Annotated in this window: 13 protein-coding genes, 1 tRNA gene, 1 other RNA gene and 1 pseudogene; 8 read left to right on the top strand and 8 right to left on the bottom strand. The window is 64.9% G+C overall.

All coding sequences use genetic code 11. The annotated features are described in order from the left end of the window. Window positions 1–124 precede the first annotated feature (124 nt). The 3 genes from AB0N05_RS38845 to AB0N05_RS38835 form a co-directional block, all read right to left on the bottom strand. Window positions 125–928, bottom strand: a complete 804-nt coding sequence (locus AB0N05_RS38845; protein WP_364704276.1) for an RDD family protein — start codon at window positions 926–928, stop codon at window positions 125–127. A 66-nt stretch (window positions 929–994) separates the two neighbouring features. Then, window positions 995–1,951: a tRNA glutamyl-Q(34) synthetase GluQRS gene (gluQRS, locus tag AB0N05_RS38840; protein ID WP_364704274.1), complete on the bottom strand. Its 957-nt coding sequence runs from the start codon at window positions 1,949–1,951 to the stop codon at window positions 995–997. 109 nt (window positions 1,952–2,060) lie between these two features. Continuing rightward, window positions 2,061–2,558: a DUF309 domain-containing protein gene (locus AB0N05_RS38835; RefSeq protein ID WP_364704272.1), complete on the bottom strand. Its 498-nt coding sequence runs from the start codon at window positions 2,556–2,558 to the stop codon at window positions 2,061–2,063. 393 nt (window positions 2,559–2,951) lie between these two features. Here AB0N05_RS38835 and AB0N05_RS38830 point away from each other — a divergent pair, with 393 nt between their 5' ends. After that, window positions 2,952–3,161, top strand: coding sequence for a DUF397 domain-containing protein (locus AB0N05_RS38830; RefSeq protein ID WP_364704270.1), 210 nt, complete (start codon window positions 2,952–2,954; stop codon window positions 3,159–3,161). 99 nt (window positions 3,162–3,260) lie between these two features. On the opposite strand, the gene AB0N05_RS38825 is transcribed toward AB0N05_RS38830, so the two are convergent. Then, window positions 3,261–4,901, bottom strand: coding sequence for a cytochrome bc complex cytochrome b subunit (locus tag AB0N05_RS38825; RefSeq protein ID WP_364704268.1), 1,641 nt, complete (start codon window positions 4,899–4,901; stop codon window positions 3,261–3,263). Between the two features lie 98 nt (window positions 4,902–4,999). Between AB0N05_RS38825 and AB0N05_RS38820 the strand changes: the two genes are divergently transcribed. Then, window positions 5,000–6,466 (top strand): WS/DGAT domain-containing protein, encoded by a 1,467-nt coding sequence (locus AB0N05_RS38820; RefSeq protein ID WP_364704266.1) that lies wholly within the window; start codon window positions 5,000–5,002, stop codon window positions 6,464–6,466. Here AB0N05_RS38820 and AB0N05_RS38815 read toward each other — a convergent pair. Together AB0N05_RS38815 and AB0N05_RS38810 are read right to left on the bottom strand one after the other, a co-directional pair. Then, window positions 6,454–6,714, bottom strand: a complete 261-nt coding sequence (locus AB0N05_RS38815) for a PASTA domain-containing protein (RefSeq protein ID WP_364704263.1) — start codon at window positions 6,712–6,714, stop codon at window positions 6,454–6,456. The genes AB0N05_RS38820 and AB0N05_RS38815 overlap by 13 nt on opposite strands. 247 nt (window positions 6,715–6,961) lie before the next feature. Beyond that, window positions 6,962–7,318, bottom strand: coding sequence for a hypothetical protein (locus AB0N05_RS38810; protein WP_364704261.1), 357 nt, complete (start codon window positions 7,316–7,318; stop codon window positions 6,962–6,964). A gap of 466 nt (window positions 7,319–7,784) precedes the next feature. Here AB0N05_RS38810 and AB0N05_RS38805 point away from each other — a divergent pair, with 466 nt between their 5' ends. From AB0N05_RS38805 to AB0N05_RS38790, 4 genes and pseudogenes are all read left to right on the top strand, one after another. Then, window positions 7,785–8,078 (top strand): hypothetical protein, encoded by a 294-nt coding sequence (locus tag AB0N05_RS38805; protein ID WP_364704258.1) that lies wholly within the window; start codon window positions 7,785–7,787, stop codon window positions 8,076–8,078. Then, window positions 8,066–8,617 (top strand): DUF6879 family protein, encoded by a 552-nt coding sequence (locus tag AB0N05_RS38800; RefSeq protein WP_364704256.1) that lies wholly within the window; start codon window positions 8,066–8,068, stop codon window positions 8,615–8,617. Before AB0N05_RS38805 ends, AB0N05_RS38800 begins: the two co-directional genes overlap by 13 nt. After that, a pseudogene (locus tag AB0N05_RS38795) lies at window positions 8,614–8,790 on the top strand (helix-turn-helix transcriptional regulator); the annotation flags it as partial. The gene AB0N05_RS38800 and the pseudogene AB0N05_RS38795, both read left to right, overlap by 4 nt. Before the next feature lie 18 nt (window positions 8,791–8,808). Further along, window positions 8,809–9,453, top strand: a complete 645-nt coding sequence (locus tag AB0N05_RS38790; RefSeq protein ID WP_364704279.1) for a DUF5753 domain-containing protein — start codon at window positions 8,809–8,811, stop codon at window positions 9,451–9,453. 80 nt (window positions 9,454–9,533) lie between these two features. Here AB0N05_RS38790 and AB0N05_RS38785 read toward each other — a convergent pair. Together AB0N05_RS38785 and AB0N05_RS38780 are read right to left on the bottom strand one after the other, a co-directional pair. Further along, window positions 9,534–9,618: transfer RNA gene (locus tag AB0N05_RS38785), tRNA-Ser, on the bottom strand. A 53-nt stretch (window positions 9,619–9,671) separates the two neighbouring features. Continuing rightward, on the bottom strand, window positions 9,672–10,715 hold the full coding sequence (locus tag AB0N05_RS38780) for a hypothetical protein (RefSeq protein ID WP_364704253.1): 1,044 nt from the start codon (window positions 10,713–10,715) through the stop codon (window positions 9,672–9,674). 100 nt (window positions 10,716–10,815) lie between these two features. On the opposite strand from AB0N05_RS38780, the gene ffs reads away from it, so the two are divergent. Beyond that, window positions 10,816–10,910, top strand: an RNA gene (gene ffs, locus AB0N05_RS38775) — signal recognition particle sRNA small type. A gap of 161 nt (window positions 10,911–11,071) precedes the next feature. After that, window positions 11,072–12,361 carry an aminotransferase class I/II-fold pyridoxal phosphate-dependent enzyme gene (locus AB0N05_RS38770; protein ID WP_364704250.1) on the top strand — a complete coding sequence of 430 codons (1,290 nt, stop codon included), beginning with the start codon at window positions 11,072–11,074 and terminating at the stop codon, window positions 12,359–12,361. Window positions 12,362–12,504: the final 143 nt, after the last annotated feature.

Raw genomic sequence — 12,504 nt, 5'->3', positions numbered from 1 at the left:
GCGCCCACCCAGACCCCCCCCGCCCCCCCCCCGCCCCCCCCCTCCCCGGCGGGGGGCGGCCCGCGCGTCGCTCGCCCCCCCCGCCGCTGTATTCAGGTCCGGCAGGTCATGCCGGAAAAGCGTGTCAGCCCTTGATGACCTGCGTGCCGCCCGCGAACTTGTCGTGCCAGCCCTGCTTGTTCGGGTCCTGCTCGATGGTGACCGCGATGTAGATCTGCAGGCCGATGCTGATCAGCGTGCCCAAGCACGGGATCAGCCCGACAACGACGAACAGATTGCGCTTTGCCGAGGTCGCCGGATCCAGCGGAGCGCCGCCGGGGCCGAGCACCCGCAGGCCCAGGATCTTCTTGCCGAGCGTGGCGCCCTGCGAGGTCTCCAGCAGGATGAAGTAGCCGAACATGATGATCGGCAGCAGGATCTCCCACACGATGCCGAGCTTGCCCGGCAGCACCGCGTAGATGATGCCGCCGGGGATGCCGATGATCAGGCCATCGATGAGGCGGGCCGCGAACCGCAGCCACAGGTCACCCGGCTGAGCGCCGCCACCGAATTGCGGTGCACCGTAACCGGGGTTGCCACCCGGGAACGGCTGCTGCTGGCCGTAAGGCTGCTGCCCGTAGGGCTGCTGGCCGAACTGCGGCGGCTGCTGGCCGTACGGATCGGGCTGCTGCCCGAACTGCGGCGGCTGCTGCTGACCGTAGGGGTCGGACTGCCCATACGGCTGTTGTGGCTGTTGTGGCTGCTGGCCATAGGGATCCTGCTGCGGCTGCTGGCCGTAGGGATCGGACTGGGCGTAGGGCTGCTGGGGCTGCTGCGGCTGTGAACCGTAAGGCTGTCCCTGCGGGTACGGCTGCTGGCCATATGGCTGACCGCCCTGTGGCTGCCCGCCCTGCGGATACTGGTTGGGGTCGTACCCACCGCTTGTCATTGTCGCCGTCCTCGTCGTCTGCGTTTCGGAGTCTCAGTATTCGGAGTCTCTGGTCGAGTGGGTACGTTACGGACACGTACTGGGTTGCCTCAAGCCGTCGGGATCGAGTGTCCACGGTTCTCTTGGAAGGTTTTCCGGCCGGAATTGCGTCAGTAACCCGGTGGTTGAGGTTGCGCCCGGGTAGCCCAGTGAGTCCGCAAGCAGTTCGAGCACGTATTCCGGGGTTTCCCCGAGTGCCAGCCTATCGCGAAGGGTGACCGCGCCGTCTCGTTTGGCCAGCCGCTGACCCGCGGTGTTGAGGACCAGCGGCACATGCGCGTACTGCGGCACGGGCACTTCCAGCAGAGTTGCCAGATAGGCCTGGCGTGGGGTGGATGGCAACAGGTCATCGCCGCGCACCACCTGATCGATGCCTTGGGCGGCGTCGTCGACCACGACGGCGAGATTGTATGCGGGGGTACCGTCGCCCCGGCGCAGCACCAGATCGTCGACCGCGCCGCGATAGCGGCCGTGCAGTTCGTCGGTGATCTCGAAGCCGGTGATGTCGGCCCGGAGTCGCAGGGCGGCCGGTCGGCCCGCGTCGCGCCGTTGCGCCTTCTCGCCCTCCGTGAGCTCGCGGCAGGTTCCCGGGTACGCGCCCATCGGCCCGTGCGGTGCGGTCACCGCCTGCTGGATTTCCCTTCGGGTGCAGAAGCATTCATAGGTGCGCCCGGCGGAGGTGAGTCGTCCGATGGCCGCGTCGTACAGTGCGAGCCGCTCGGATTGCTGCACCACCTCCGGCTCCCAATCCAGTCCGATGGCCGCCAGATCCGCCAGCTGTCGTTCGGCCGCTCCGGCTTTGACCCGATCCAGATCCTCTATGCGCATGAGGAATCCGCGTCCGGTGGAGCGGGCGAACAGCCACGCCAGCAATGCGGTCCGCAGATTCCCGAGGTGCAGGTCGCCCGACGGGCTCGGCGCGAATCGGCCGTACCCGGTCACGGCCGGGGCGGTCGGAGCGCTGTGCGGTTTGCGGGTGGACACGTTCGTCCATGCTAGGCGCATGCGTATTCGCATACTTCGCGGCGCTGCCTGTCTTTCGCATTCTTGCGGGTGCACACCGTTGGTGTGAACCGGCAGTGGAATTGCGAATTCAGTGTTGGCTTGTGAGGCGCGGCCGAAGATCGCTGTCGGAGATGGGTTTTCCCTGGTCGAGCGCGGTCAGCAGGGTCTGGGCCAGGGCGATCAGGCCGGGCGAGTCGATGTGGTGCGGGGCCGGTCCAAAATCGGTGAGGCGATGCGTCGCGCGTGTGAGGAGTGTGCGAGCCCCCTTCGAATTTCCCCGCTGAATGTGGGTCAGGCCAACGGCGAATTGAGCGAGGCCCTGCCACAGCGACTTCTCGGCGAACGGACCGTTCTTCCACGCGGCCTCTAATACCTCGTGCGCGTTGAATGCGAGGCCGTCGTCGAGCAGCCGCTGGGCGTATTCGAGGGTCTCCGCCGGGGGTAGCTCGAGGTCGTCGGGAATCCGCTCTACGCCGATGCTGCCGGGCGGCAGGGGGCGGCCCAAACGGTCGCGAGGCCGGGCATTCCGGGCACGCCCGTCGTCGTCCCGGTCGCGTGCGAGATCGTCCTGCGGTGCGTCGGCCATGGTGTCCATGATCCCTGACCGCGGCCGGGCCGGTGCGGCGGGAGTTTGCCGGAAGGTCCGCTATTGGCCCGATAACAGAATTGGAGATTCCGACTTATGCGCTATTCAAAATGCCGCTATCTTTCTGCAAATAATTAGCTGGCTAACCTTGCCCTTTATTTGCTGATTGAAAACGAAAGAATGCGATCTCCTAATGACGAACCCTGCTAGTGTTTAGCGCGGGAACAGACACCGGGGGTGCATTCCCATCGTGAAGTGCAGAGGGAGGGTTGTACGGGAAGGTTGCGTACAACCGCAGGCGCACCAAGGGATCCGCGAATCCGCCGGATCACAACGTCGCCAAGATCGATGCCAGCAATTATTCGTGCTAGATGCAGCGAAGGAGCTAGTGCCGTGAAGGTGGATTGGACCGGCGCCGTATGGCGTAAGAGCAACCATAGTGGCCCCAACGGCAACTGCGTGGAGGTCGCGTTCCTGATGGACGGAAACGTGGCGGTTCGCGACAGTAAGGATCTCGGTCGTGGACCCACGCTTGCCTTCACCCCTGGCGAGTGGGACGCGTTCGTCGCGGGCGTATCCGATGGGGAGTTCAGGCGGGCCTGAACCAGAAACAGGGGCCCCGGGTCATTGAGGACTCGGGGCTTTTCGCTGTTCGGACACAAGTGCTGTTAAGAGCACAGTGCTGTTAGGGCACAGTGCAGTTCAGGAGTGGTGCCCGTTGCCGGACTCCTCTTCCTGCACCCGCCGCAGCACGGCCAGTTGCAGGTGCTCGGCCTCCTGGTCATTGACCCGGTTGGCCTCGCGTTCGTGCGGGGGATCGGCGATGAAGAAACTCCCGGTCCCGGGTCGGCCCGCAATGCCGAGCTCATTCATCTTCCGCGGCACCTTAGCGCCCTGGTACTCCAAGGGAATCGGATGCCCGTGCTCGTCGACCGGCCCCAGCGGCTGGTGAATCTCGATGTATTCGCCGTGCGGAAGCCGCTTGACCACACCGGTTTCGATGCCGTGCTCCAGCACCGCCCGATCGCCGCGCTGTAGACCCAGGCACAGCCGATACGCGGTCATGTAGGCCAGCGGCGGCACGAGCAGCAGCGCGATGCGGAAGAACCAGGTCGTCGCATTGAGCGAGATATGGAATTGCAGCGCGATGATGTCGTTCACGCAGGCCAGCGTGAGCACCAGGTAGAAGGTGAGCGACATGGCCCCGATCGCGGTGCGCACCGGCACATCTCGCGGTCGTTGCAGCAGGTTGTGCCGGGGTTCCTTATCGCCGGTGAGCCGTTTCTCGATCCACGGATACATGATGAGCAGGCCGAAGATGAGCGGCATGACGAGCGCGATCGAGAAGGCGCCGGGCACGGTATGGCCGAAGATATAGAGCTCCCAGGCCGGGAACAGGCGCAGGAATCCGTCGGTCCACATCATGTAGAAGTCCGGCTGCGTGCCCGCGGAGACCTGAGAGGGGTTGTACGGGCCCAGATTCCAGATCGGGTTGATCTGCAGTATCCCGCCCATGATGGCCAGCACGGCCAGCGTGAAGGCGAAGAACGCGCCCTGGTCCAGCGAGAACACCGGCACGATGCGGGTGCCGATCACGTTCTTCTCGGTGCGGCCGGGGCCGGGGTACTGGGTGTGCTTCTGGTACCAGACCAGCGCGATATGCGCGGCGATGAGCGCCAGCATGATGCCCGGCAGCAGCAGCACATGCGCTATGTACAGCCGCGGAATAATGATGTGGCCGGGGAATTCACCGCCGAATATCAGCCATTCCAGCCAGGTTCCGATGATCGGCGTGCCCAGCGGGATGCCCGCGAAGGCGGCGCGCAGCCCGGTGCCCGAGAGCAGGTCGTCGGGCAGCGAGTAGCCGAAGAAGCCCTCGAACATGGCCAGGATCAGCAGGATCGCACCGATCACCCAGTTGGCCTCGCGCGGTTTGCGGAAGGCTCCGGTGAAGAAGACGCGGCACAGGTGGATGATCATGGACGCGGAGAAGAGCAAGGCGGCCCAATGATGCACCTGGCGTACGAAGAGCCCGCCGCGCACATCGAAGGAGATGTCGAGGGAACTCTCGTAGGCGCGGGACATGGTGACGCCGCGCAGTGGCTGATAGGACCCGTTGTAGGTCACGTCGGTCATGGAGGGGTCGAAGAACAAGGTCAAATAGATGCCGGACAGCAGCAGGATGATGAAGCTGTACAGCGCGATTTCGCCGAGCAGGAAAGACCAGTGCGTCGGAAAGACCTTGTTGATGGACCTTTTGAGGAATGGTGCGCCGCGATATCGCTCATCGGCCGCATCCGCTTGTTCCGCCAGTCGACCGGCGGTTCGATTTCGAGTTGCCATTGCGGTCACCCCGCCCCCGGGAGAGTTCTGAAGGCTTCTACTACACACGGTAGCACTCAGACCGGCTGGGCTGTAGGGCGTTTCGCTAAGGTGATCGAGTGAATTCCCTGGCGCCCCGGGACGCCACCATGTACTGGTTGTCCGCCCGAACCCGCAATGATCTCTTCCTGCTCTACTGCTTCGCCGATTCCGGGCAGTCCGACGCGCTCCTGCGCCGCACCATCGCAAACCGGGTCGCTGGTATTCCAGATTTGCTGGTGCACGTGCTGGCCACTCCTGCAAACATTGCGTATCCGTTTTGGGCACCTTGCGAATTCATTGACGACCAGTTCACTGTCCATCCACTGCCCATTCCCACCTGGTCGAATCTCCAAGCGGCACTTGGCGAACTCCTCGCCACAGGTCTACGCGCCGACCGCCGCGCGTGGCACCTGCACGTCTTCCGCGAAGTGGACGACGCCCCCGGATTCGCTAGCGGCGAGTCCGCCCTGGTAGCGGTCTTGCAGCTATCGCACGCCCTCGCAGACGGCCGCCGAGCAGCGGAAATCGCCCGAGCCCTGTTCGCCGAGGCTCCGGTCGCGCCGGAATCCGCCGTGGCCGAACGCCACAAGTCGGTGCTGAGCCAGCCGATGTCCGCTGCTGCGGGCCTACTGCGCCGGATCGTGCCGGAATGGGTGGTCCCGGGGGAGACCATCACCGCGTGCGCCGCCGCCGTCGAGGCGCTGCCGGAGCTCCCGATCGGCATGGCCCGCACCGTGATTCGCGGCTTCGCCGCCGAAGGCGCACGGCGAAAACTGGCCGCCCTCACCTCGTCCGGCATAGTGCCGCAGTCCGCACCGGTCGTCCCGCCGAATCTCCTCAACGGCGGTGGCGCGAATCCGGCGGCCCACACCGTCCGCATGCTCGTCCGCGACGCGAACAGCCTGCGCGTCCCCGGCCACACCGTGACCGTGGTGGCCCTGACCGCCGTATCCCTCGCCCTCCAGCGCTACCTCGCATACCGAGGCGAACCAACCACACCCCTGCGCGCCCAAGTCCCCATGGCGGTCACCCCCAATGACACCGACCGCAACAGCTACCGCGACCTCTCGGTGGACCTCGCCACCACCGAACCGGTCCTGCGCCGCCGAGCCGCCCGTATAGCCGCGGACCTGACCACCCTCCGACAGCGCGCCGAACACCCTCTTCAAGAAGCTCAATCGCACGCCACCGCCGCCATCCCCGCCCCGATCCTGCACCGAAACGTCACCGGCTACCCGATTGATGTTCTCCCCGAACAAGTTTCGGGCCACACCGTGATGTCGAGCGTCCACCGCGGCCCCGCAGACCTGACTTTCGCCGGAAGCCCAGTCCGCTTCACCGCAGGCTTCCCCGCACTCGGTGCGGTCATGCACCTGACCCACGGCATCCACGGCCTCGGCAACACCGTCACCTTCTCCATCCACGCCGACCCCGACGTGATCCCCGACCTCGACGCCTACGCCGCCCGCCTTGACGCGGCCATCACCGAGGTAACCGAAGCGCTGCGGCCCGCAGACCTCGAGGCCAGCCCTCAGCCCGGCTGACCAGGCCCCACCGTCACCGCAATCGGTTCCTTCTCGGAAACCAACGTCCCGGGCGCAGGCGACTGCCCGGTCACCACCCACACCGAGCTATCACTATCGAACAAAACATTGTGCCCATCAGGCGCGGTCGCCTGTTTGATGTTGAAGCACACCCCATCCCCAAGCCCCGCATCCTCGAACCGCTTCCCCCGCAAATCCGGCAACGCCATCGGCCAAGCCTTGGCACGACACTGATCGGCGACCGACACCTGAGTAGTAGACGCCGCCGAACTCGGCGCACCCGCACCCTGATGCGAACTGTCGCCACACCCCGCCAGGCCGACGGCCGCCCCGGCGCACACGGCGGTAATGGTCAGAGCCGCAGCTGTTTTCATTGATTCCCCTCGATAGCCCGGGGTGACAATACCGCCCGCGCATTGCGCCCTCCGCAGTTGGAGGGGATACGACGAAAGCACCCTTCGGATCGGATCATGTTCGGGTCACGGAGTACGGGCATCAGTACGTGCCATCTCGGATCACGACACAGTCTGGATCGTTCTCGTCGCTGTCCTCGGACGGTACCGTGTACCGCTTGCGGGTGTCCGCGCAGATCACGTCGGCGAACTTGACCAGCGCGGGAATGTCGCCACTCTCGAAATGATCGAGGCTGGGCGCGATTACGCCATTGACCGATTCGCCCCAAACGATATTCATAAGTCGGTTGAGAACCGAATCCCGTTCCGGGTCTGCCAGCACCACGATGGCCAGGCAGTACCCGAGTTCCTCTGCGAGAGCATGAATTTGGGCCTCATCCTGCTCTCGTCGCGCGCCGGAGATCTCCCGGCGAAGGAATCCGATCGCGTATCGCTTCATGGCCGATCGCCCACATACTCGCGGTAGCCCGGTCGGCTGATGGCCAACCGGCCCCTGTCGGTCGACCGCCACCTAGCGGGCCCTTGCGGTGTACTCATCACGAGCCCCGTACGCGACAGTCTCAGCAGCGCTCGGCGGATCGAGGTCTCGGCGAGCATTGTCGTGCGGCAGAGCTGTTGAACGGTAAATGCTTGTGCTGGGTCGAGGATCGACAGTGCACCAAGCACTTTCGCCTCGGGCTCGGTTAATGCCATCGTCGCCCTTCGTCGTCTTCGTCGTCTCGAGGTGGCAACCCGGGGTCGCGACGACGAGCCGCGGCCCCCGAGCGCCTACCTGGACGGTATGGGCGAGGCGTGTTGCGCTACTACGAAATTGCGCCTGATTGCGAAGCAATCAGGCGCAATAAGTGCCGCAAGCTGGGATTATTGCGATGCAGGTATTTCTCATCTGAGGTTAGGAAGCCATCATGACCACCCTGCGATTGCTCGGCTCAGGATCAAAAGACGGCGGCTGTCCGGCTCTGTACGCGACCGATAACGGCCACGTTGTGCAAGGCATAGCCGCGCGAGAAGGCCGCGCCGTGCTTGTTCCGCATGCCCTGCTCAATTGGGCCGAACCTGGGACTGTGCTCGCCGTGGAGACCACCGACACCGCCGGTATGGTGCTTGTGGCTGGTGAGCCCGTCACCGCCGATGTGCGAGAGCGACTCACGTTGGATTCGGATGAAACGGCTGTGGAGGTTCCGCGATGCTCGCAGTGACGGGGGAGCTTGCGGGCGAAGGGATCTACGCCTCGTACTTCCGAGCCGCTCGCATAAGCGCCGTGCACGTCGAGGTTCAGGACTCTTACCAGGTGCCCGACGAATACGAGCCTCTGGTGCGATGGCGCGAAAGCCGGGAGATCATTGAAACCGACGGCGGGCGGCAGTGGTGCGCTCTCGTTGCCGAGACCTCCGCGCGCGGCGTGGAGGTGGCACGGGTGCGGGTGGTGACAGTTCCGCACAGCGAGTACACGGCATGGCTACTGGATGCCTGCGCCTCCAATATTGCTGCGGGCGAACAGATTCGATGGCTACCGCGACATCTCACCAGTGCAGCTGAAGTGCCCAGTGACGACTTTTGGCTGTTTGATGACGAAATCGTCGCATTCAACACCATCGATGCCGCCGGTGATGCGGTCGGCCTGGCCGTAACTACCGATCCCGCAATCGCTGCCGTGTGCACCGAAGCATGGGATCGGCTCTGGGGTAAGGGAATCGACCACAGCGACTACGTGCGATCGGAAAATATCAGTTCGTGACGGGAGTAGTACAGGCTCGGGCGGCCCTCGGAGCGCGGTTGCGTGAACTCCGAAGGGACGCCCGACTGCTAGCAAAAGACCTTGCCGCAGAATGTGGCTGGCACCCTTCCAAGGTCTCTCGCATCGAACTCGGTCAACAACAACCCAGCGAAGACGACCTACTCGCATGGTGTCGTGCCACCAATTCCTTGATGGTCTACGACGACCTCGTCGCCACCCTGCGCAATCTCCAGTCGATGTACCTGGAATGGCGGCGAGTCGTCGCTTCAGGGCGGGCGCATCGCCAGCGCCAATCACTCGACATCGAAGCCCGCGCCAGCCATATCCGCTGGTTTGAATCCTGGGTTGTTCCCGGCTTACTCCAAACACCCGCGTACGCGAAGGCCATCCTCACTGCCTGCCGGGCCGTGATCCCCGGCGGGCGTGACGACATCGACGAAGCCGTCGCCATCCGCATGACCCGACAGCGCGTACTCCGCTCAGGCAAACGCCGATTCGCCTTCATCATCGCGGAGGCGGCTCTCCGGCAGACCATCGGTTCATCCGAGATCATGGTCGAGCAACTGCGCGCGCTGATCGAGCATGCGCAGAATCCCCGCGTGGATCTCGGCATCGTGCCGTTGAATGTCGATGCGTGCATCGGCTCCCACGGATTCGCGATGTTCGACCGCGAAAGCGTCATGGTCGAGAACATCAGCGCGGAGTTGACCATCACGCGGCCAAGTGAGCTCGCAGTCTACGAAGACGTATTCGGCAAGGTGCATGCCGTGGCTCTGCGTGGTGCAGCGGCAGCCGAGCTCATGTCGAACGCTGCTGACCAACACTCACGCCTGTAGCGGCCCGCTGACATTGCGTTGCGGTTGGAGCGGATACGACGAAGGCCCCACCGGAACAGATCCGGTGGGGCCTTCGTGAGCGGAGGATAGGGGATTTGAACCCCTGAGGGCGTTAACCCAACCCGCGTTCCAGGCGAGCGCCATAGGCCACTAGGCGAATCCTCCGTGGAGCAATATACCGGGGTACCCCCGGTCGGAGGCAAATCGGTTGGTCAGGGCTACTTCTTCTTGAGGGCGGTGAGGGCTTTCTGGGCTTGGTCCTTGGCGATCGAGGCGACCTCTTCCTTGCTGACGGTCTCGCCCTGGCCTCGGTCGATGCTGACCTTGACCTTGACCGAGACGTTGCTGTCCTGCACGCCGACTGTGTAATCGAGCACAGCGAAGGAGGAGTAGTCGCTGGTCTCGGCGTGCCAGTAGCCCTGCGAGCCGATGCCGGTGACATCGCCGGAGGAGCGGCCCGAGCCGGTGGTGCCGGTGTCGTACTGCTTCCAGGACTCGTATTCGGGCTTGCCGTAGGCGCTGTTGAAGGACACATCGAGGGTGATGTCGGCCTCATTGGTGTGGTACTTGCTGGTGCTGGACTGGCCCGAGTAGCCGGCCGAGCATTCCAGGCGGCCGCCGCTGTAGTCGGTGGGCTTGGTCTCGGTGTGCGTGGGGCTGCCCTTGGAGGTGCTGGACCACTTGGTGAGCACGGTCGGGTCGATCAGCGTGCAGGCATTGGTGACGCTGTCCATGGAGTAGTTGCCGTCCATGTTCTTCTTCTTGTCGTCACCGCCCAGCGGGGAGGCCGGGCTGTCGCTGCCGGACAGGGCGATCACGCCGATACCGATGCCGACGATCACCACCAGGCCGATCACGCCGCCGATGATCCACCCGGCCTTGCTGCCGCTCGATGGAGGCCGAGGCGGGGTGGGGTAGCCGTATCCGCCCTGCATCGGAGCCTGAGGCTGCGCGAACTGCTGCGCGGGCTGAGCGAACTGCTGCTGCGGCGGCGCGGTGTACGGCTGCTGCGGCGCGCCATACGGCGCTCCGACCTGCGGCTGCGGCGGGTACGTGTTCATCGGCTGCTGCGGCGGAACCTGCTGTGCCGGCGGCGTATACGGCGGCATGCCGCCGTTCGAGTAGTTCAGCATGGTCGGATCCGTGCCGGTGACCGGCTGACCCTGGTCGTTGCCGGTCGGCGCGGTGGCCCACCACTGTGCGGTTTCCTGGTGTCTGGCGGGATCTTCGGGGCCGCCCGGTCCTGGATTCGAGCTTGTCACGTCGTTTTCCCCTCCGGTACTCCAGCGGGTGCCCCCGCGATGTCGGACAGATCGTAACGACCCGGGGCGGCGCAGGCATCCGAGAGCCGCTACACTGGCCGTCGGATCCAGCGCGGCGCGCATCCTGTGAACTCCCCCAGGGCCGGAAGGCAGCAAGGGTCAACGGGCTCTGCCGGGTGCGCTGGGTCCCCTTATTTTTATGAGGGGTCCGGGGGTTCAACCCCCGCTCGAATCTCTCCACGCTGTGCGTGTGCATATCGCTGTCCGTCTGTAGACGTTGCCGAGTAACGTGGTCGGTTGGTTCACGGCACGCCGTGAGCCACACATGTACCCACGCCCTTGGAAAGGCTGCCAGGATGCCTCGGCAAACGCAGATCGGTTTGATGAGCCATGCGGAACTCGTGTCGGAACACGAGACGCAGAGCGCGAACTACGCGAAGCTCAAGACCGAGAAGCTGACCCTGGATATTACGCGCGGCAAGCCTTCGCCCGAGCAGCTCGACCTGTCGCAGGAGCTGCTGTCGCTGCCGGGCAATGACGACTACCGCGACGGCATCGGCACCGACGTCCGCAATTACGGTGGCCTGCACGGCCTCCCGGAATTGCGCGCCATCTTCGGTGAGCTGCTCGGCATCCCGGTCTCGAACCTGCTGGCCGGAAACAATGCCAGCCTGGAGATCATGCACGACGTGCTCGTGTACTCCATGCTGCACGGCAATGCCGACTCCCCGCGCCGCTGGGTGGACGAGCCGAAGCTCAAGTTCCTGTGTCCCGCACCGGGTTACGACCGGCACTTCACCATCACCCAATCGCTCGGCTTCGAGATGCTCCCGATCCCGATGGGCCACGACGGCCCGGACGTGCACGCCATCACCGAAATGGTGGCGTCGGATTCCAGCATCAAGGGCCTGTGGGCGGTGCCGAACTACTCCAACCCGTCGGGCGTCACCTTCTCCGAAGCCATTACCCGCGAACTGGTTTCGATGCCCACCGCCGCCTCGGACTTCCGCCTGTTCTGGGACAACGCGTACGCGGTGCACCCGCTCACCGATCAGGCCGACCCGGTCCTGGACGTGCTCACCATGGCCGCCGACGCCGGGCACGCCAACCGCCCCTACGTCTTCGCCTCCACCTCGAAGATCACCTTCGCCGGTGCGGGCGTGAGCTTCTTCGGCTCGTCCACCGCCAACCTGGAGTGGTACCTGGGGCACGCGGGGAAGAAGAGCATCGGCCCGGACAAGGTGAACCAGCTGCGGCACCTGCGCTTCTTCAAGGACGCCGACGGCGTGCGCGCGCATATGCAGAAGCACCGCGACATTCTCGAGCCGAAGTTCAAGCTGGTCCTGAAGATCCTCGAGGATCGCCTGGGCGCGTCCAAGGTGGCGTCCTGGACCGAGCCCAAGGGCGGCTACTTCATCAGCCTGGATGTGCTGGAGGGCACCGCATCCCGCGTGGTGGCTCTGGCCAAGGAGGCGGGTATCGCGCTCACTCCGGCCGGTGCGTCCTACCCGTACGGAAAGGACGTGGAGGACAAGAACATTCGCCTCGCGCCGAGCTTCCCGTCGCTGGGTGAGCTGGAGAAGGCGATGGACGGTGTCGCGACCTGCGTGCTGCTGGCCGCCACCGAGAAGCTGCTCGCGGAGTAGCGAAACCGCCGAAACGAGAGGCGGGGGCCCCGCACACTGTGGGGCGGCGCGGTGTGGGTGGGGGGAGTTGGGGTTGGGTGGGGGCGGGGCGCGGGGGGGGTCGGGGGGGGGGGGTGTGGGCACCAGGTGCGCGGGCCGGGGCG

Source organism: Nocardia sp. NPDC051030, from assembly GCF_040683015.1.
Classification (GTDB): Bacteria; Actinomycetota; Actinomycetes; order Mycobacteriales; family Mycobacteriaceae; genus Nocardia.
Note: the sequence above shows the minus strand (reverse complement) of the source record. Positions and strands in the feature narration are given on the sequence as shown.